Here is a 20,288-nt window from a genome sequence, read left to right on the forward strand (position 1 = left end):
GTACGAGGGAGGCGCTGTGATGTCTGAGACGCTGCTGGTGAAGGACCACGAAAACTGGGTGGAAATCACCCTGAACCGCCCGGACCGGCTGAACTCTTTCAACGAAGAGATGCACCACGCCTTGCGCGCCGCCCTTGAAGCCGCGCGTGACAGCGGCGCCCGTGCAGTGCTGCTGACCGGCGCTGGCCGTGGCTTTTGTGCAGGTCAGGATCTTGGCGACCGCGACCCCCGCAAGATGGATGGCCCCCCCGATCTTGGGCACACGGTGCGGACCTTTTACGCGCCACTTGTGAACCTCATCCGCGCGCTGGACGTCCCGGTGATCTGTGCCGTCAATGGCGTGGCGGCCGGGGCAGGGGCCAATCTGGCGCTGGCCTGCGACGTGGTGCTGGCGGCGGAAAGCGCCAAGTTCATCCAGTCGTTCTCCAAGGTTGGCCTGATCCCGGATACCGGCGGCAGCTGGCATCTGCCGCGCCTGCTGGGCGAGGCCCGCGCCAAGGGGCTGGCACTGACCGCCGAACCGCTGCCCGCGAAAAAGGCCGAGGACTGGGGCCTGATCTGGAAGGCGCTGCCGGATGACGCGCTGATGGCAGAGGCCCGCGCGATGGCAGAGAAATTCGCCAATGGCCCGACGCTGGGCCTGGGGCTGACCAAACAGTGCATTCAGGCCGCGGCGGTCAACACGCTGTCTGACCAGCTGGAGATCGAGGCAGACGCTATGAAAACCTGCGGCGAAAGCGCGGATTACGCCGAGGGCGTCGCCAGCTTCCTGGAAAAACGCGCGCCCGCGTTCAAGGGCAAATGACCATGACCCCGAAAGAACGCGCCGAGAAATCCGCCGCCGCCATGTGGGGCGAAGACCATGCGTCCAAATGGGCGGGGATGGAGATCACCCATGTGGACGAGGGCGAGGCCACGCTGGAGCTGACCATCGCCCAGCATCACTGCAACGGCCATGGCATCTGCCACGGTGGTGTCACCTTCATGCTGGCCGACAGCGCCTTTGCCTTTGCCTGCAACAGCCGCAACCAGTCGACCGTGGCGCAGCACAACGTGATCAGCTTCACCGCGCCGGGACGGCTGGGCGACAGGCTGATTGCCACGGCCCGCGAGATTTCCCTGACCGGGCGCAGCGGTATTTATGACGTGACAGTGACCAATCAGGACGGCCAGCAGATCGCCGAATTCCGGGGCTTTTCCCGGGCGATAAAGGGCCAGCTGTTTGATGAGTAAGCCCTATTGCAAAGACAAGCTGTGGAGAACGCCATGGAAGACCTGAGCCCGAAGAAGGCAGATCTGGACCCGATCGAGATCGCCTCGATCGACGAAATCCGCGACCTTCAGCTCACGCGGCTGAAATGGTCGCTGCGCCACGCCTATGACAACGTGCCGATGTATAAGGCGCGCTTTGACGAGGCAGGGGTGCATCCCGACGATCTACAACAGCTCTCGGATCTGGCGAAGTTCCCCTTCACCTATAAGAACGACCTGCGGGACAATTACCCGTTCGGCCTGTTTGCGGTGCCGCGCAGTGAAATCATCCGCTTGCACGCATCCTCCGGCACCACCGGCAAGCCGACGGTGGTGGGCTATACGGCGAATGATATCAGCAACTGGGCCGATCTGGTGGCGCGCAGCTTGCGTGCCTCCGGCCTGCGCAAGGGCGACATGGTGCACAACGCCTATGGCTACGGGCTGTTCACCGGCGGCCTGGGTGCGCATTACGGGATCGAACGGCTGGGCGCCACTGTTGTTCCGATGTCGGGCGGGCAGACCGAAAAACAGGTGGGCCTGATCACCGATTTCAAACCCGACGGCATCATGGTGACGCCCTCCTATATGCTCAACATTCTGGAGCAGTTCCACAAGGTCGGCTTTGATCCGCGCGACTGCTCGCTGAAGGTTGGCGTTTTCGGGGCCGAACCCTGGACCGACGCCATGCGCAAGGAGGTCGAGGCGGCCTTTGACATGCACGCGGTCGATATTTACGGCCTATCCGAGATCATGGGGCCGGGTGTCGCCAATGAATGCGTCGAGACCAAGGATGGTCCGGTGATCTGGGAGGACCACTTCCTGCCGGAAATCATCGACCCGCAGACCGGCGAGGTGCTGCCGGACGGGGAGATGGGCGAGCTGGTGTTCACCACGCTGACCAAGGAAGGCCTGCCGATGATCCGCTACCGCACCCGCGACCTGACCCGGCTGCTGCCGGGCACCGCGCGCACGATGCGGCGGATGGAGAAGATCACCGGCCGCAGCGACGACATGATCATCCTGCGCGGTGTCAATGTGTTCCCCAGCCAAGTGGAGGAGCAGCTCTTGGCCACCGGCGGGCTGGCACCTTACTACCAGATCGAGCTGTATAAATCCGGCCGCATGGACGCGATGCGGGTTTATGTGGAGGCCAACCCGGATGCCGCCGACGAACTCAGCAAGACCGCAGCCGCGCGGATGCTGACCAAGCGGATCAAGGATATGGTTGGCGTCTCCAGCGAGATCATTGTAGGCGAGCCGGGATCGGTGGAGCGCAGCCAGGGCAAGGCCAAGCGCGTCGTCGACAACCGCAGCAAGGAGTAACCCGGCTTGGCCCGCACCATCGCAAAAGACCACGACCACAAGCGCGCCCAGATCCTGAAATCCGCGGCGAAAGTCTTTGCCGAGGAGGGGTTCGACCGTGCGTCGATGACCCAGCTCGCGCGCGAATGCGGAATCTCCAAGGCGAATATCTACCATTACTACGACAGCAAGGATGCCGTGTTGTTCGGCCTCCTTGATACCTATCTCAGCGCGCTGCGCGACCGGGTCTGCACGGTCGATGTGACGGGCTTGTCGCCCGAGCAGCGTCTGCGGCGCATCGTGTCGGAAATCCTGCTGGCCTATCAGGGCGCCGATCATGAGCATCAGGTTCAGATCAGCGCCATGGGCGCCCTGCCAGAAGCGCAGCAGAAACTCCTGCGCGCCTACCAGCGCGAGCTGGTGCAGCTGGTCAGCGATGCCCTTGCCGGGGTGGCCGCGCCAACAATTGCCAGGGATCCGGCCAGGCTGCGCGCCGTGACCATGTCCGTCTTTGGCATGTTGAACTGGTACTATATGTGGAATTCCGGCGCAGGCCCGGAGGCACGCGAGGATTACGCGCAGATGGTGGCGGATCTGACGATGAACGGCATTCGCGCGCTCTAGCAGGCGACCATCGCCGCCGCTTGTCATCCAGCGCCACGACCAGAACAGGCCCTGAATAGGCCCCGGAACAGGCAAAAGACCCGAATACGCAAAAGGCCGCCTGAAACGGGCGGCCTTAGGTGATTCTATCCACAGGTCACTGTGGCCAGAATGTCTTTAGATGGATGGGCGCGGAAACTCCGCGCCGCGATCCTTACAGCAGTTCCAGCGAACCTGCGGACTGCTTGCCGTCACGACCAGTTTCCAGCTCGTAGGAAACTTTTTGGTTGTCGTTCAAACCATTAAGGCCCGAGCGTTCAACCGCAGAGATGTGTACAAACACGTCCTTGCCGCCAGACTCAGGCTCGATAAAGCCGTAGCCTTTTGTTGCGTTGAACCATTTCACGGTGCCATTGGCCATCCGAATTCTCCAGTATCTATCTCCCCGCAGGGTGCGGGATCGTAAGGCCTGATATCACAGAGTAACCGGCGCGACCATGCCCACAATGTCATAAGTTCTGCGAAGAATGGGGGCTGTGATTTCTCGGGCACGCTCTGATCCCCGGGCAAGGATCTTGTCGATTTCGTCCTGATGCTGCATCAGCCGGGCCATTTCTGTGGTAATCGGCGCCATTTTCGAAACTGACAGGTCGGCCAGCATCGGCTTGAACTCGGAAAACGGCTTGCCGCCGACTTCGGCCAGCACCTGTTCCACCGACAGTTCGGCCATGGCGGCATAGATATTGACCAGATTGCGCGCCTCGGGCCGCCCCTCCAGCCCCTCAACCTCGGAGGGCAGGGCATCAGGGTCGGTCTTGGCCTTGCGGATCTTCTTGGCGATGGTGTCGGCATCATCCGTCAGATTGATGCGGCTGGCATCCGAGGGGTCGGACTTCGACATCTTTTTCGATCCGTCGCGCAGGGACATGACGCGGGTGGCCGCCCCTTCGATCACCGGCTCGGTCTCCGGGAAGAAGTTGACACCGTAGTCGTGATTGAACTTCATCGCGATGTCGCGGGTCAGCTCCAGATGCTGCTTCTGGTCCTCGCCCACCGGCACATGGGTGGCGTGATAGACCAGAATGTCCGCCGCCATCAGCGCCGGATAGGCAAAGAGCCCTAGCGAGGCGTTCTGCGCATTTTTGCCGGCCTTGTCCTTCCACTGGGTCATCCGCTGCATCCAGCCCATGCGGGCGACGCAGTTGAAGATCCAGGCCAGCTGCGCATGTTCAGGCACCTGGCTCTGGTTGATCAGGATCGACTGCTCGGGGTCCAGACCCGCAGCAATGAAGCCCGCGCAAAGCTCACGCGTGGATTTCTTCAGATCCGCCGGATCCTGCCAGACGGTGATCGCGTGCAGATCCACCATGCAGTAGATGCTCTCCACGTCCTTGGCCTGCCAGTCCACGAACCGCTTCAGCGCGCCAAGATAGTTGCCAAGGTGCAGATTGCCCGATGGCTGGATGCCGGAAAACACGCGGGGCGTGAATGTGGTCTCGGTCATCAAGAAACTCCCGTCTGGAATTAGGATCCTCGCTGGCTTAACCATGGCGGCAACCCTCGTCAACCGCGCGCGGATCAACCGGGCGGCCGGGCAGAACAGCAGAGCAGGCAAGCAGGAGCAAGAACACGATGGAATATCAAAAAGAGCCGTCGCCGGTGAACCCGCTGCCGCCCGTGGTGGTGGCGCTGGTGCTGATCCTCTTTGCCATCGAGGCCGGATTTTCCCTCGGCGCGCGCGGCATCATCGGCGGCCCCGAGGCGATTGGCTGGCGGCTACAGGCGATCCAGACCTATTCGTTCTCGTCCGACATCTTCTGGTGGATGTGGGAGACCGGGCAATGGCCGGTGGAGCATCTGATCCGCTTTGTCTCCTATCCCTTTGTGCATGTGGCCTTTACCCAGACGCTGTTTGTCTGCGTTTTCGTGCTCGCCATGGGCAAGATGGTGGGCGAGATATTTGGCGATCTGGCCATGGTTCTGGTGTTTCTGATATCCGGCATTGGCGGCGCCTTTGGCTATGCGCTGCTCACTCAATCGCCGGTGCCGCTGATTGGCGGTTTCCCCGCCGTCTACGGGCTGATCGGGGCCTTTACCTATATCCTGTGGCGGCAATTGTCGCTTGTCGGCGCCCAGCAAAGCCGCGCCTTCACGCTGATTGCCTTTCTGATGGGGGTCCAGCTGCTGTTTGGCCTGCTGTTTGGCGGCACGCTTGACTGGGTCGCCGATCTCTGCGGCTTTGCCACCGGCTTTGGTCTCTCCTTCTTCCTCGCCCCCGGCGGTTGGGCCCGCATCCGCAACCGCATCCGCCGGGAGTAGGGGGCGAAGGCCGCAGGATCGGACAGGGCGTTCTCAGTTCGATACTGGCAGCGGGAAAGGGCTGGTGGCGCCACTCTGGACGCCACCAGCCTGGCCTCAATAGGCCACCGATGGCAGCCAGGTCGCGATCGACGGGAACCAGATCACCAGGGCGAGTCCGGTCAATTGCAGCAGGATGAAGGGAACGACACCCTTGTAGATATCCGTCAGCGTGACCTCGGGCGGGCAGACGCCCTTCAGGTAGAACAGCGAAAACCCCACCGGCGGTGTCAGGAAGCTCGTTTGCAGCGTTACAGCGACGAGGATCACGAACCAGACAAGCTCCGGGTTATCCAGCCCATAGCCAGGTACCGACAAACTCATTGCCGCAATGATCGGAGCGACAAGCGGCAGGATGATGAGCGTGATCTCGATCCAGTCCAACACAAAACCAAGCAGAAATACGATGAACAGAATGAACAGGATCGTGCCCATTTCTCCCAGGCCCATGCCTTCGATGGTGTGGGTGATCAGCTCATCGCCGCCCAATTCGCGCAGAACAAAGGCAAAGCAGGTGGCACCAAGGAAGATCGCAAAGATATAGGCCGTTGTCTTGAACGTGTTCCGTGTCACTTCGACCAGTTTCGCGATTGTCAGCTTGCGATAGCCTATTGCCAGCAGCGTGGCCCCGGCGGCGCCAACACCTGACGCTTCCGTCGGTGTCGCCAGACCGGCAAAGATCGACCCCAACACGGCAAAGATCAGCGCCACGGGCGGCAGAACCGCCTTGAACACATCCCAGATCGCCGCCCAGTCCACCTTTTTGGCACCCTCAGGCAGTGGCGCCACATCAGCGCGCAGGGTTGAAATCACCACGATGTAGAGGATGTAAAGGCCCCCGATGATCAGGCCGGGAAACAGCGCCGCCATAAACAGATCACCCACTGACAGCGCCATCTGGTCGGCCATGATGACCAGCATGATCGACGGCGGGATCAGAATGCCAAGCGTGCCGGACGAGGCAATCACGCCTGCCGCCAGTGTCTTGGAATATTTCTGTTCCATCATCGCGGGCATCGACAAAAGACCCAACAGCACGACGGACGCCCCGACGATACCGGTCGAGGCGGCCAAGATGATCCCGATCGCAGTCACGGTGATGGCCAGGCCCCCACGCATGGTGCCGAACAATCTCTGCATCGAGGTCATCAGCCGCTGTGCCACGCCGCTTTCGTCCAGCATCAGCCCCATGAAGATAAACATGGGAAGGGCAACAAGAACGGCGTTGGACATCGTCGCGTAAACACGGTTCACAACCGCGCCAAGTGTCAGGTAATCGAGCCCCGTAAACGTGGCCTCCATGCCCGTCCAGAGCAGCATGTCATTGTCGCCGAGGTAAGCAATACCGCAGTAAAGAACGCCGATGCCCGACAGGACCCAGGCGACCGGAATGCCGGTGAACAGGACACCAACGAAGGACATGAACATTGCGATGACGAGCTTTTCCTCAGGCGCCTCCACCAGCCGCATCAGGGTGAACGTCACGATGGCGAAGCCAACCATCATCCACATGAGGGGTTTCAGACCAGCACGATCCGACGATGGATCGGCGCGGGTCACCAGCATGTAGAGGTCATGAATCAAGCGTGCGACAGCAGCCATGGCAATCAGAACAAAGCTGGCCGGGATAACAGCCTTCAGCAGCCAGCGCGCCGGTAGGCCGGTGGGGCTGTCGGACCGTTCGTTGACCCGGTAACTGTCCTGAAAATAATCGAGACCCTGATCAATCATCAGGTAGCAGAACGGCAAGATCAGAACCACGATCCCGACAATTTCGATCGCCCGCCGGGCGCGGAAGGAAAAGCCGGCACGCAAAACGTCGACGCGGACATGGGCGTCGGTGCTCAGCGCATAGGACACGCCGACCATGGTTGTCAGCGCATAGAGATGCCACTGCAATTCATCCAGCTTTGGAAAATTCAGATCCAGCGTATAGCGCATCCCAACCTGCACTATGATAGCAAGGATCAGGAGCACATTTGCCCACATAACGACGTGTCCGACGCCCTTGACCAGCCGGTCCAGCGTGGCTGCGAATTTCGGGTCTTTCCGGTCGTCGTTTTCGATTTCTTCCCAAAGCGGGTCATAGTGGGCGTCTTGGTGATCGTGAGATGTCGATGTCATTTCTTTTCCTCCCCTGAACCGGGCCTCCCCCGATCAGATCAAAAACCCGGACCGCAAAGCCGGTCCGGGTTAGATGTGTTACTGGCGTGGCAGGAATGCGTGGGCTTTCCACAGGGCGTAGCCTTCGCTGAACTCATTCAGGTCGGCGTATACCTTTGCAAAGAACTCATCGTTTGCGGCTTCTTCCTCGGCCACCTCGGTCCAGGTCGCGCGGAAGACGTCCAGCATCTCGGGTGTCCAGTCGACAATGGTCACGCCGTTTTCATCGACGTTCTTCTGCATCGCTGCAAACTGGATCGCCTCACCTTCGGCAAAGCTCTCGGTCATCTGCGCACGGCAGGTCAGCTCAATCTGGGCCTGCAAGGTCGGGTTCAGCTCGTTCCATTCATCCTTGTTGATGATCAGTTCAAAGATGGTGGCCTGCTGATGCCAGCCGGGGAAGTAATTGTACTTCGCCAGTTTGTGGAAACCGAGACGCTGGTCGATGGCGGGCATCGAGAACTCGGTGGCGTCGATTGCCCCTTTCTCCAGGGCCGGGAAGATCTCACCGCCGGGCAGCAGGGATGTGGCAACGCCCAGTTTCTGCATGACTTTGCCGCCCAGACCGAAGAAGCGCATCTTCAGGCCGTTCAGCTGTTCAACCGATGTGATTTCTTCAGCGAACCACCCCGAGGTTTCCGGGGCAATAATGGTGCAGGGAAGAACTTTGACGTTGAAACCGGCCTGATCGTACATCTCCTGATACAGATCCATGCCATTGCCGTAGTAGAGCCAGGCCATGTATTCGCCTGCTTCGGGGCCAAATGGGACAGCCGAGAACAACGGCGCTGCCGGAATCTTGCCGGCCCAGTAGCCAGCGGTGGCAAAGCCCGAGTTGATCTTGCCGGATGACACCGCATCAAGAATCTCAAACGCCGGAACCAGCTTGCCGGGCTCGTAGACCTTCATCTTGATGGCCCCACCTGAGATGGCCGCAAGATCCTCCGACACGCGAACGATCGGTGTGCCAAGCCCAGGCAGTTCAGTTGAAAAGGCGACCGGCGTTTTCAGCAGAATTTTGTCTGAGGCAAAGGCCGGTGCCGCGGCCAGAGCCGCTGCGGCGAGAGCTGTTGCTACTTTCTTCATGTCGTTTTCCTCCTTGATGACATGTGTCCGGATCTTTTTGCAGACCCGGTTGGGTAAGCCGGGGATCACGTCCCGGCCTTGTGCGCCTCGCAAGGCATCTTGAAACCTGTCGAGATTGGGCGCGCACCCGACCGGGTGCGCGTGGTTCTGCGGGTGCTTCCAAAGGGAACACTCTGGTCAGGGACAGCAGCCAACGGCGATCAAACATATTTTGACCCGCATCTGACTTTCCCGGATCCTGCGGTCTGCCGGCCCCGACATCCCCGGCGATTTCGACGGCGTGGCCCGGTTGGGCCGCACTCTCCGCGTCCGAGCCTCCGATCTCTTCACCGGAGGGCTGCTTTTACAAAGCGACGCGTGTCGCCAGATTTCTTTCATCAGCGATCCGCGCCGCGACCGAGGCGACGGCCAGATCCTGAAGGCCCACACCGGTGCCATCAAACACAGTGATTTCACTGTCACTGCTGCGGCCCGGATGGTCGCCGTTGATCACGGCACCGATGGGTGTGATGTCAGCTTCGTCGATCAGCCCGGATGCGATTGCATGTTGCGCCTCGCCAATGGTGATCGACTGGGCGATCTCATCCGCAAAGACGGTGGCCTTGCCAAAGAGCGCCGCGTCCACTTCCATCTTGCCCTTGGTGTCTGTGCCCATGCAGGCAATATGCGTGCCGGGCTTGATCCAGTCGGCCATCAACAGCGGTTCAAACGCCGATGTAATGGTGATGATCACATCCGCCTGCGCGCCCAGCTCTTCTTGCGTTACGGCTTCGAACTCCAGACCCAGCTCTTCAGCCACGGCGCCCAGACGCGGCAGCATGTCGGGATGCGGGTTCCAGGCGACGACCTTCTCGAAATCGCGCTGTTCGGCAGCGGCACGAAGCTGAAAGGTGGATTGATGACCTGCGCCCACCATGCCAAGGACTCTGGCGTCCTGTCGCGCCAGATGAGCAATTGAGACGGATGACGAGGCAGCGGTACGGACTGCTGTCAGGTAGTTGCCACCGACCAGCGCCTGAAGACGACCGGTATCTGGATCAAACAGAAAGATGGTGGACTGGTGGTTGGTCAGCCCCTTGTCCATGTTGCCGGGCCAGAAGCCACCGGATTTCACACCCAGAGATTTCCCCGCCCGGTCAAAACCCGATTTGAACCCATAGAGCGCATCGGCGTATCCGATCGCCTCGCGGATCACCGGGAAATTGTAAGCGTCTCCGCGCGCCATGGCGCCAAAAACAGCCTCTACCGCGTCAAAAGCATCAGCACGGCTGACGGTTTTTGCGCAGATCTCCTCGCTGACAATCAGCAATCCATCGGTGTCAGTCGGGTTGGTCATCGTCTTGTTCCTTTGTGAGTTCATTTTGCGGGGGCGGCGTCTAGCACCACGCCGCACCCCGCGCGCCAGTGGGAGGAGGGCTGGCGTTAATAGGCTTTGCCGCGGGCGGAGACGGGCCAGAGGGTTTCGACCTTGCCGCCCCGCACGCCGACATACCAATCATGGACGTTGCAGGTCGGGTCACAATGGCCGGGCACGAGCCGGAGCTTGTCGTTGACCTTCAGGGCTCCACCGGGATCTGCGACAACGCCATGCTCATCCGAACATTTGAGATATTCGACATCGTCGCGGCCGTAGATAAAGGGCAACCCACTGTCCACGGACTGGGTCTTGAGGCCTGCATCCACGATGGCCTTGTCGGCCTTGGAGTGGCTCATGACCGTGGTCAGGATGAACAAGGCGTTCTCCCATTCCCCAGCGTCGATGCGCTTGCCGTCCTTGTCGAGGATGCGGCCATAGTCGGCATCCATGAAGGCGTAGGAGCCACATTGCAATTCGTTGTAAACCCCCGAGTTCGACTCGAAGTAATAAGATCCGGTGCCACCGCCACCGACGATGTCACACTCCAGGCCTTCGGTTTTCAGCGTGTCGACCGCATCCCTGACCATGGCCACCGCAACGTCGATCTTCGCCTTGCGCTCGTTATAGTCGTCAAGATGCTGCATCGCGCCCTGATAGGCCTGGATGCCGGCAAATTTCAGACCTTCTGCGGCGTCGATGGCCTTGGCGATTTCCACGACATCGCGCGTGCTCGACACGCCACAGCGTCCTGCGCCACAGTCAATTTCGACGAGGCATTCAATCTGGGTCCCATGCGTCCTGGCCGCAGCCGAAAGGTCAGCCACATTGTCGATATCATCGACACAACAGATCGCGCGGGCGCCCAGCTTCGGCAGACGCGCAAGACGGTCGATCTTGGCGGCGTCGCGCACCTGGTTCGATACCAGAATATCCTTGATACCACCCCGGGCGAAGACCTCAGCTTCAGAGACCTTCTGACAGCAGACACCGCAGGCGCCGCCGAGCTCTTCCTGAAGCTTCTGCACGTCGACCGACTTGTGCATCTTGCCGTGGGTGCGGTGGCGCATACCGTGATCCTTGGCATAGTCGCCCATCTTCTTGATGTTGCGCTCCAGCGCGTCCAGATCCAGCACAAGGCATGGGGTCTGTATGTCAGCCTCATCCATGCCCGGTTTGGCCGGGATGTCGTAGCCCACTTCGAATGCGTCGAGATTGGTCATGTCCTTCATGTCCGTGCTCCTCTGTCGGGATTTCAGTAAGATGATTGAGATCAGGCGGCGGTCAGCCAGGGCAGCTTGTCGAGGTCGACATTGCCACCGGTTATGATCAGGCCGACGCGCTTGCCCCTGAAGGCCTCCGGGTTCTTGAGAACCGTTGCGAGCGAAACCGCCGATGATGGCTCCATGACCACCCGCAGGTGCTTCCAGGCCAGCTTCATCGCATCAATGATGTCGTGCTCGGAGGCTGTGTAAATCTCGGACACATGGGTCGAAACGAAGTGCCAGGTCAGGTCCTTGAGCGGCACCAGCAGCCCGTCCGCAATGGTCTTGGGTGCGTCATCGGCAATGATATATCCGGCCTTGAAGCTGCGAAACGCATCGTCGGCCTGTTCGGGTTCGGCCGCGATCACCTTGGTTTCCGGCGCAAGTGTCGACAGGGTCAGGCAGGTTCCCGAAATCATGCCGCCGCCACCGATCGGGGCCACAACCATATCGAGGCCGCCGGTCTGTTCCATGAATTCCTTCGAGCAGGTTCCCTGGCCAGCGATGACGCGCGGGTCGTTATAGGGGTGCACGAAGTCACCGCCGGTTTCGCTTTGCACTTTGGCAAAGGTCTCCTCGCGCGAGGTGGTGGAGGGCTCACATTCGGTGATCTTGCCGCCGTAGCGGCGCACCGTGTCTTTCTTGGCCTGTGGCGCGGTGTGCGGCATGACCACATTGCACGGGATGCCCCGCAACATCGCCGCATAGCTCAGGCAGGAAGCATGGTTGCCCGAGGAATGCGTCGCAACACCCTTTGCCGCCTGGTCATCATCAAGGCCGAATACGGCGTTCGAGGCACCGCGCACTTTGAAAGCACCCGGCTCCTGAAAGTTCTCGCACTTGAAAAACAGGTCGCACCCGGCGATCTCGTTCAGGTAATCCGACGTCCGAACCGGTGTACGGCGGATATGTGGCTTGATCCGCTCATGCGCGGCCAGCATGTCCTCGTAGGTGGGGATATACATGGGTTGGATATCCTTCATCACGCGGCCGCTTTGGCTGCGGTTGCATGGGTGCTGCGGAAATACTCCTGTGCGGCAGTCACCCCGCTGCCGAGTTGGACCGGATAATCGAGATCGGCCATCGCCATCTCAATGGTGGCAAGACCGGACAGAACCATGACGTCGGTCAGGCTGCCCAGATGGCCGATGCGAAAGGCCTTGCCGTTCATCTCGCCCAGCCCAATCCCGAAGGACACGCCGTAGGCGTCAAAGGCGTGCTCGGTCAGCGCATTGCTGTCGAACCCCTCTGGCACATAGATCGCGCTCACCGTGTCCGAGTAGAGCTCGGGCGATTGGGCGACCAGCTTCAGCCCCCATGCCTGAACCGCGCGGCGCACGCCTTCCGCCAGCCGGAAGTGGCGGGCGTAAACGTTCTCCAGCCCCTCTTCAAAAAGCATCTTCAGGCTTTCGCCCATGCCGTAAATCAGCTGCAACGGCGGCGTATAGGGAAATCCGCCTGAGGCGTTGGCCGCCATCATGTCGCGGAAATCAAAGAAGGTACGGGGCAATGTGGCGGTTGCCATTGCGTCCAGCGCTTTGGGGCTGACACACAGGATGGCCATGCCGGTGGCCAGCATGAAGCCCTTCTGCGACCCGGATACCGCGATATCCACGCCCCAACCGTCAAAGCGGAACTCCATCGACGCCAGCGAGCTGACGCAATCCACAAACAGCATCGCCGGGTGGCTGGCGGCGTCCATTGCCTTGCGAACGCCCGCGATGTCCGACCGCACTCCGGTCGCTGTCTCGTTGTGGGTGACCAGAACGGCCTTGATCTTATGGTCCTTGTCCGCGCTCAGCACGGCTTCGAATTTCTCGGCGGGCGCACCGCTACCCCAGGCGCATTCGATGATCTGAACATCCAGACCATGACGCTGGCACAGGTCGATCCAGCGGTGGCTGAACATGCCGTAGCGCGCCACGAGAACCGTATCGCCGGGGCTGAGGGTATTTGTGACAGAGGCCTCCCAGCCACCGGTCCCGCTTGCGGGAAAGGTGATGATCTTGCCATTGGTCGAACCAAACACTTTCTTTGTGCCCTCCAGAACCGGTGCAAATGTGCTGACAAAATCCGGAGCGCGGTGGTCCCGCGTCTGAACATGCATCGCCGACAAGAGCCTCTCGGGAATGTTGGTGGGGCCTGGAATAAAGACTGGATTTTGATCTGACATCACTCGATTCTCCGCTTTGGTAAGTTAATATTACCAGTTGGAAGACGCGCTGCAATTTTCTTGAAAAAGATTTTCAGTGGCGAAGAATATTTACTTAGTCACTGATATTGATGAGTTTTACATTTTTCATATCCCGTCCGCTGTTCGTCTTGAAAATATTTTTCACTTCGATACCTTTGAGGCATCGCGAGATATGAGGCAGGAATGACGGTGCAAAAACAGAAACGGTCCCGTGGCAGACCGAAGTCACAATTCACCGAAAGCAGTGCAGGTACGCTTCAGTCTTTGGATCGTGCCCTTGGTGTGCTGACAGCTATTGCACGCGCGGATCGTCTGACGCTGACGGATTTGTCGTTGACCGTTGGTGTTCCCACAGCCACGACCCATCGCATTCTGATGACCCTGCAAAAGCACAACTTCGTCACCTTCGATGAAGACCGCCAGGACTGGCTCATAGGGATCGAGGCCTTTCGCACCGGCTCGTCCTTTCTGAAACGCCGAAACCTTGCCGAGATCGGGCGCCCCGTCATGCAGTTGCTTATGGAGCAGACCGGGGAGACTGCGAATCTGGCGGTGCCCGCCGCCGCGGAGGTTGTCTTTATCGGGCAGGTCGAAACGCATAATCCGATCCGCGCGTTCTTCCCGCCGAGCACGCGCACGGCCATGCATGCCTCCGGCACCGGCAAGGCCATTCTGTCACAGCTGTCAGAAGAGAAAGTCACCCAGTTGCTGACAAAAGCGGGCCTGCAGCAATTCACGGCCAATACCCATACCAGCCCGAAATCCCTGTTCGAGGATCTTGCGCAGATCCGCGCGCGTGGCTGGTCCTTTGACAGCGAAGAGCGATACGAAGGCATGTCGTGCATCGGCAGCGCGATATTTGATGAATTCGGCAAACCCTGTGCTGGTGTGTCAATTTCAGGCCCAAGCATCAGGTTTGATGACGCGCATGTTGCACAGTTCGGCGCAGCGGTGTCCAAGGCCGCCGCCGAAATTACCCTCAGGAGCGGCGGCGTTATCCCGGAGCAGATCTGATCCGGATGAGTGCAGCGCCGGTTGGGATGGCCCCTCTGCCCAGCTCTCTTGCCGCGCACCTCACCAATCAGCGCGATGCGCAGCAACACGAACCTCTGCCAGAACCCAACTTGGCGGGGGCTACCGACGCACCGGCCGCACCCCCGTCACCCCTGTCACCCCGTGTCGCCGCCCCGGCGGACGGAGCGTTTCAGGTCGCCGAGGCGCACCGCCCCGATGATCTGGCCGACGCCGAAATAGACCACCGCGCCCAGCACGATCAGGCCCAGCAGTGCGAGGTAGCGCCAGCTGGGCAGGTAGAACAGCCAGCCAAAGCTCTGTACCACGCCGAATAGCGCCAGCCCCATGATGGCGGAGGCCGCCAGGATGCGCAGGCTCCGGTCATAGAAGCGCTGATCGAAGCGCGCGACCTCTCCCATACGGCGGGCCCCCAGCCACAGGCAGGCGACCATCGCCCAGCCCGCCACCGTCGCCGCGATGGCGGGGGCGATCCAGCCCAGATAGGGTTTCAGACCAAAGGCAAGAGCGGCATTGATGACCATCGCCACCAGCGCATAGCGAAATGGCGAACGGGTGTCCTCGCGGGCAAAGAACAGCGGTTGCAGCACCTTTTGCAGCACAAATGCCGGCAGGCCCGCGCCATAGATCGCCACCGCCAGCGCAATGGCGGCCACATCCTCGGCCCCGGTGGCGCCACGCTCATAAAGGACCGACACCAGCACAACAGGCACCGCCAGAAACGCCGCAGTCGAGGGCAGGGTCAGCAATAGCGAAAATTCCCCGGCACGGGAAAACGCATCGCGCCCGCCCGCATCGTCCCCCGCCCGCAGACGGCGCGACAGATCCGGCAGCAGCACGATGCCAATCGCAATCCCCACCACCCCCAGCGGCAGCTGATAGAGGCGATCTGCCACAAACAGCCAGCTCACCGCGTTTTCAATGTCAGAGGCCACCTGCTGGCCGACCACCAGATTGATCTGCGTGACCCCCATCGCCAGTGCTGCCGGCAGCGCCACACGGACGAGCTTCTTCATGCGCGGGGTCCAGCGCGGCAGGCCGGGGCGCAGGCGGATACCGGTCCGGCTGGCGGCGATCCACACCAGCGCCAGCTGTGCAACCCCTGCAACCGGAATGGTCCAGACCAGCCAGGTGATCACCTCGCCCCCCAGCACCGCGCCCGCCACCATGGCCGCGCAGGCAAAGATATTGAGCAAGACAGGCGCCGCCGCCGCCGCCGCAAACCGACCGGTGGCATTCAGTACGCCGGAAAACAGCGCCGCCAGCGACATGAACAGAATATAGGGAAAGACGATCTGCCCGTAGCCCACCGCCAGATCAAACCGCGCATCGCCAACAAAACCGCCCGCGGTGGCCCAGACCAGGGCCGGCATGAACACCATGCCAATCCCCACCAGCAGCAGCACGGTCACCGCCAGCAGGTTAAACGCCTCCTGCGCAAACCCCTGCGGATCCTCGCCGCTCTCCAGTCGCTTGGCAAACATCGGCACAAAAGCCGCGTTGAACGCGCCCTCGGCAAAGAAGCGGCGGAACATGTTCGGCAGCCGGAAAGCGGCCACAAAGGCATCCATCAACGGACCCGGCCCGATATAGGCGGTGATCAGGATTTCACGCAGAAACCCCAGGATGCGGCTTGCCAGCGTCCAGAATCCGACGGTGAGAAAGCCCGACAGCAGTTTGATCGGCTTCATGATCCGGCCCGCTTTGCCCCTTCGGCGATGGCGTTGCGCAGCTTGGCCTCCAGCGATTTCTGTTTGGATTCGGAGTAGTATTTCAACCCGAACATATCCTTCACATAAAACGCATCGACCACCTGCTCGCCATAGGTCGCGATGATCGCATTGGCGATATAGATATTGGCCCCCGCCAGTGTGCGCGCCAGATCATAGAGCAGACCGGGGCGGTCGCGGGTGTCGACCTCGATGATCGTGTAGATCTCCGAGCCATCATTATCAAAGGTGATATGCGTCGGCACGTTAAACGCCCGCTCGCGCTTCTTGATCTTGTCGCGCGATTTCAGCGCCTCGCCGGTGATCACCTCGCCCTTCAGGGTCTTGTGGATCATCTCGCGCAGACGCGGCAGCCGGGCGGCCTCATAGGGGTGACCTTCGGAATCCTGGATCCAGAAGGCATCCGTCACATAGCCGTCCTTGGTGGTATAGGACCGCGCATCCACCACATTCGCGCCCACCAGTGCCAGCGCGCCGGCAATCCGGGCAAAGATGCCGGGGTGATCGGCCATCGAGAAACAGGCGCGGGTGGCGTCGCGATCCTCATCGGGGTGCAGGCGGATGATCACCCCACCCGGGTCGTCCAGATCGGTCAGTTCGCGCAGCATCTCGGCAAAATCAATATGGGCCGTCACATGCAAGCCCTGCCAGTAGGGGTCATAGTGGCGGGCGGTCTCGATCTTCAGATCGGCCTTGGGCCAGTCGGGCAGGGCGGCGCGCAGGGCCTTCTTGGCCTCGGTGCCGCGATGGGCGCGGTTCAGCGCCTCTACGCCATTCTCCAGCGCCTCGCGGGTCTGGTTATAAAGCGCCCGCAGCAGCGCGGCCTTCCAGTTGTTCCAGGTATCCGGCCCGACGCCGCGAATGTCGCAGACCGTCAGCAGCAGCAGCAGGTCCAGCCGCTTGATCGTCTTTACCGCCTTGGCAAAGCCGCGCACCGTGCGCGGATCGGCAATATCGCGTTTCTGCGCCATATCCGACATCAGCAGGTGATAGCGCACCAGCCATTCAACGGTTTCGCTTTCGCTTTTGTTGAGACCAAGCCGGGGCGCCACACGCCGGGCAATCTGCGCCCCCAGGATCGAATGATCCTGCTCGCGCCCCTTGCCGATATCATGCAGCAGCATGGCGACCATCAGCACCTTGCGATTGACCCCCTTGCGGATCACGGTGGAGGACAGCGGCAGCTCGTCCTCCAGCTCGCCCCGCTCGATGGCGGCAAAGTTGGAGATCACCTGAATGGTGTGCTCATCCACCGTGTAGGAGTGATACATATTGAACTGCATCATCGCCACGATCGGCTCGAATTCGGGCACAAAGGCGCTGAGCACCCCCAGTTCGTTCATCCGCCGCAGCGCGCGTTCCGGGTTGCCGTGTTTCAGCAGCAGATCCAGAAAAATCCGCCGCGCTTCCTTGTCGTTGCGCATCTCGTCGTCGACCAGATGCAGGCTGGCGGTCACCAGCCGCATGGCATCCGGGTGGATCAGCATCCCCGTCCGCAGCGCCTCCTCAAAGATCCGCAACAGGTTCAGCTTATCCGCGCAAAAGGCTTCGGGATCAGAGACATCCAACCGGTTGTGCACCACCACATAGCCGGGTTTGACCCTCGGGCGACGGCGGAAAATCCGCTCCAGCAGCGGCTCGCTCTTCTGATGGGTGGCTTCCAGTTTGGTGAGAAAGATCCGGGTCACGTCACCCACCTTGGTGGCGTGGCGGAAATACTCCTGCATGAAGACCTCGACGGCGCGGCGACCAGCCCGATCCTCATAGCCCATACGGGCGGCGACCTCGACCTGTAGGTCGAAACTCAGCTGCTCGGTGGCGCGTTTGGTCAGCAGATGCAGATGCGCCCGCACTGCCCAGAGGAAATTCTCCGCCTTGGCAAAGGAATCCAGCTCTTCCGGGCTGAACAGCCCCATCGGCACCAGTTCGGCGACATCCTGCACCTGGTACAGGTATTTGGCGATCCAATAGAGCGATTGCAGGTCGCGCAGCCCGCCTTTGCCTTCCTTGACGTTGGGTTCCACCACATAGCGTTCGCCCTGTTTCAGGTGGCGCGCATCGCGCTCGGCCAGCTTGGCCTCGACGAAATCGCGGGCGTCCTTGGAAAACAGCTCCGCATTGAGGCGCCGATCCAGATCAGCCGCCAGCCCGGCATCGCCATCCAGAAACCGCTGTTCCAGCATGGCGGTGCGAATGGTGAAATCCTCGCCCCCCAGACGGATGCAGTCACGGATGGTGCGGCTCGAATGGCCCACCTTCAGGCGCAGATCCCACAGGATATAGAGCATCGATTCAATCGCGCTCTCGGCCCAGGCGGTGATCTTGTACGGGGTGAGGAACAGCAGATCCACATCGGACTGCGGTGCCATTTCACCGCGACCATAGCCGCCAACGGCAATCACCGCGATCCGCTCGCCCTGGGTCGGGTTGGCCAGCGGATGCAGCAGGCTGGTGGCGGTGAAATAGGCGGCAGTAACCAGCCCATCGGTCAGATAGACATAAGACCGGGTCAGCGCCCGCGCCGCAAAGGGTTCCTCGGCAAAGGCCTCGGCGATGGCGGCGCGCCCGGCCAGATTGGCCTCGCGCAGGATTTTCACAACGCCAGCGCGCAGCTCCGCCGCCGAGCAATCCCGCGACAGGGCGGTGATGGCGGCGCGCACGGCAACGGCGTCAAAAATTTTGCCGGGGTCGCAGATCAGCGGCCCCAGCAAGGGTGGCAGATGGACGGTGTCCGGCAGCGCTGGATCAGAATCCGGCACCGGCGAAGCTGCTGGGAGCTGGGTCAATAACCACAACCTTCTGTTCTTGGATTGTCGCAACCGCAAGGCCGCGTTCATTGGTGCCATCTGGGCGCAGGCGGAAGATACCACCGGTGCCCTGGAACCCATTGCCACGGGTCAGTGCCGCGCCGGTCAGCGCGTCGGATTTGCCGGCACTCACCAGCGCACCGATTGCGGCAATCCCATCATAGGCCAGACCACCGATCGGATGCGGCGCGGCGCCATAGCTGGCCTGATAGCGGCTGCGGAACTGCTGCGACCGGTTGGTGTCGGGCATTGCGAACCAGCCACCCTGCACACCCGGCAGGGCCAGCGTCTGTGCCGGGATATCCCAGCGGGTGAGGCCGATATACTGCGTTACCGCAGGATCGACACCGGCTTCGGGCATCAGCTGCGTCAGCAGGGGCAGGGCGCCTGCGGTATTTGCCGTCAGGAACACCGACTGCGCGCCGCTGCTGGCGACGGTTGACCGGATCGTCGGGATCGCGTTGATCACGCCCTGCTGCGACAGCTCATAGCTGACGGAGCCGTTGATATTTGCCCCGGTCCCGGCGGCGGCACGTTCGATTGCCACGCGGCCGGCCTGACCTGCGGGGTCACTGCCGCTGACGATCACCATATTGCCCTTGCCCTGACGGCTGGCATAGCTGGTCAGGCGTCGCGCGGTATTGTCAAAGGTCGGCCCGAGGATGAAGACATTGCCGCCGGCAATGGCGGTGTTGTTGGAAAACGCCAGCACATTGACGTTGCGCTGTGCGGCGACCAGACCTGCGGCATTTGCGGCCTCGGCATAGACTGGCCCCAGAATGATCCGCGCGCCATCGTTGATCGCGGTGGTTGCTGCGGTTGCGGCCTGCTGCGGTACGCCGGCGGTGTCATAGATCCGCAGGTCGATCTGCGCCCCGTTGAGATCGGCGATCGCCATGCGGGCAGCGTTTTCAAGGCTCTTGGCCAGCAGCGCGTCACCGGGCTGCGCCGAGCCACGCGGAACCAACAGGGCGACCGGAACCGGTTTGGTCGTGTTGATCGACGGCCCGCTGCCAGTCGGCAAGGTGTCACAGGCGGCCAGTGCCAGCGTCGAAACAACGGTTGCAGCGGTCAGTGCCGCCTTGCGGGCGTGTTGAAAAACAGCAAACATAATGGACTTGAAACTCCCTTGTCCGGCGG

At 61.1% G+C, this 20,288-nt stretch carries 17 protein-coding genes; 6 read left to right on the forward strand and 11 right to left on the reverse strand.

Features of this window, described 5'->3' with window-relative positions:
• Positions 1-19 precede the first annotated feature (19 nt).
• Genes paaG through VXL81_RS12565 form a run of 4 tightly spaced genes read left to right on the forward strand, consistent with a single transcriptional unit; the run spans position 20 to position 3,180 of the window.
• The gene (gene paaG / locus VXL81_RS12550; protein ID WP_416554534.1) at positions 20-805 is read left to right on the forward strand and encodes a 2-(1,2-epoxy-1,2-dihydrophenyl)acetyl-CoA isomerase PaaG; all 786 of its coding nucleotides are present in this window, start codon (positions 20-22) and stop codon (positions 803-805) included.
• A gap of 2 nt (positions 806-807) precedes the next feature.
• Positions 808-1,233, forward strand: coding sequence for a hydroxyphenylacetyl-CoA thioesterase PaaI (gene paaI / locus VXL81_RS12555; RefSeq protein ID WP_416536666.1), 426 nt, complete (start codon positions 808-810; stop codon positions 1,231-1,233).
• Positions 1,234-1,266: 33 nt separating this feature from the next.
• Entirely contained in the window at positions 1,267-2,577 is a 1,311-nt protein-coding gene (paaK, locus tag VXL81_RS12560) for a phenylacetate--CoA ligase PaaK (RefSeq protein WP_416554536.1), read from the forward strand.
• A 6-nt stretch (positions 2,578-2,583) separates the two neighbouring features.
• Complete coding sequence (locus VXL81_RS12565; RefSeq protein WP_340547346.1) at positions 2,584-3,180, forward strand: TetR/AcrR family transcriptional regulator; 597 nt, start codon at positions 2,584-2,586, stop codon at positions 3,178-3,180.
• A gap of 193 nt (positions 3,181-3,373) precedes the next feature.
• On the opposite strand, the gene VXL81_RS12570 is transcribed toward VXL81_RS12565, so the two are convergent.
• Positions 3,374-3,580 (reverse strand): cold-shock protein, encoded by a 207-nt coding sequence (locus VXL81_RS12570; RefSeq protein WP_014875579.1) that lies wholly within the window; start codon positions 3,578-3,580, stop codon positions 3,374-3,376.
• A 54-nt stretch (positions 3,581-3,634) separates the two neighbouring features.
• On the reverse strand, positions 3,635-4,663 hold the full coding sequence (trpS, locus tag VXL81_RS12575; protein WP_416554538.1) for a tryptophan--tRNA ligase: 1,029 nt from the start codon (positions 4,661-4,663) through the stop codon (positions 3,635-3,637).
• Between the two features lie 128 nt (positions 4,664-4,791).
• Between trpS and VXL81_RS12580 the strand changes: the two genes are divergently transcribed.
• Positions 4,792-5,478, forward strand: coding sequence for a rhomboid family intramembrane serine protease (locus VXL81_RS12580; RefSeq protein WP_416554540.1), 687 nt, complete (start codon positions 4,792-4,794; stop codon positions 5,476-5,478).
• Positions 5,479-5,574: 96 nt separating this feature from the next.
• Here the strand turns inward: VXL81_RS12580 and VXL81_RS12585 are convergent, their stop codons facing one another.
• The 6 genes from VXL81_RS12585 to bhcA all read right to left on the reverse strand — a co-directional run bounded on the left by VXL81_RS12585 (position 5,575) and on the right by bhcA (position 13,558).
• On the reverse strand, positions 5,575-7,641 hold the full coding sequence (locus VXL81_RS12585) for a TRAP transporter large permease subunit (RefSeq protein ID WP_416537473.1): 2,067 nt from the start codon (positions 7,639-7,641) through the stop codon (positions 5,575-5,577).
• 78 nt (positions 7,642-7,719) lie between these two features.
• On the reverse strand, positions 7,720-8,766 hold the full coding sequence (locus tag VXL81_RS12590) for a TRAP transporter substrate-binding protein (protein WP_340547342.1): 1,047 nt from the start codon (positions 8,764-8,766) through the stop codon (positions 7,720-7,722).
• Positions 8,767-9,109: 343 nt separating this feature from the next.
• Positions 9,110-10,102, reverse strand: coding sequence for an iminosuccinate reductase BhcD (gene bhcD, locus VXL81_RS12595; protein ID WP_340547341.1), 993 nt, complete (start codon positions 10,100-10,102; stop codon positions 9,110-9,112).
• 86 nt (positions 10,103-10,188) lie between these two features.
• Positions 10,189-11,352, reverse strand: a complete 1,164-nt coding sequence (gene bhcC, locus VXL81_RS12600) for a 3-hydroxy-D-aspartate aldolase BhcC (protein ID WP_416536672.1) — start codon at positions 11,350-11,352, stop codon at positions 10,189-10,191.
• Between the two features lie 41 nt (positions 11,353-11,393).
• Positions 11,394-12,368, reverse strand: coding sequence for a beta-hydroxyaspartate dehydratase BhcB (gene bhcB, locus VXL81_RS12605; RefSeq protein ID WP_416539961.1), 975 nt, complete (start codon positions 12,366-12,368; stop codon positions 11,394-11,396).
• On the reverse strand, positions 12,368-13,558 hold the full coding sequence (gene bhcA / locus VXL81_RS12610) for an L-aspartate--glyoxylate aminotransferase BhcA (protein ID WP_416554542.1): 1,191 nt from the start codon (positions 13,556-13,558) through the stop codon (positions 12,368-12,370). The genes bhcB and bhcA overlap by 1 nt, the downstream gene beginning before the upstream one ends.
• Positions 13,559-13,768: 210 nt before the next feature.
• Between bhcA and bhcR the strand changes: the two genes are divergently transcribed.
• Positions 13,769-14,593: an HTH-type transcriptional regulator BhcR gene (gene bhcR / locus VXL81_RS12615; protein WP_416536675.1), complete on the forward strand. Its 825-nt coding sequence runs from the start codon at positions 13,769-13,771 to the stop codon at positions 14,591-14,593.
• A 155-nt stretch (positions 14,594-14,748) separates the two neighbouring features.
• Here the strand turns inward: bhcR and murJ are convergent, their stop codons facing one another.
• From murJ to VXL81_RS12630, 3 genes are read right to left on the reverse strand one after another with little or no spacing between them, the layout of a single operon-like run.
• A complete protein-coding gene (gene murJ, locus VXL81_RS12620; RefSeq protein WP_416542927.1) occupies positions 14,749-16,302 on the reverse strand; it encodes a murein biosynthesis integral membrane protein MurJ in 1,554 nt (517 codons plus the stop codon).
• Complete coding sequence (locus VXL81_RS12625) at positions 16,299-19,127, reverse strand: [protein-PII] uridylyltransferase (RefSeq protein ID WP_340547335.1); 2,829 nt, start codon at positions 19,125-19,127, stop codon at positions 16,299-16,301. The genes murJ and VXL81_RS12625 overlap by 4 nt, the downstream gene beginning before the upstream one ends.
• Positions 19,087-20,259 carry a penicillin-binding protein activator gene (locus VXL81_RS12630; RefSeq protein WP_416554544.1) on the reverse strand — a complete coding sequence of 391 codons (1,173 nt, stop codon included), beginning with the start codon at positions 20,257-20,259 and terminating at the stop codon, positions 19,087-19,089. Before VXL81_RS12630 ends, VXL81_RS12625 begins: the two co-directional genes overlap by 41 nt.
• Positions 20,260-20,288 lie beyond the last annotated feature (29 nt).

Source organism: Phaeobacter sp. JH204B (genome assembly GCF_048055755.1).
Classification (GTDB): domain Bacteria; phylum Pseudomonadota; class Alphaproteobacteria; order Rhodobacterales; family Rhodobacteraceae; genus Phaeobacter; species Phaeobacter bryozoorum.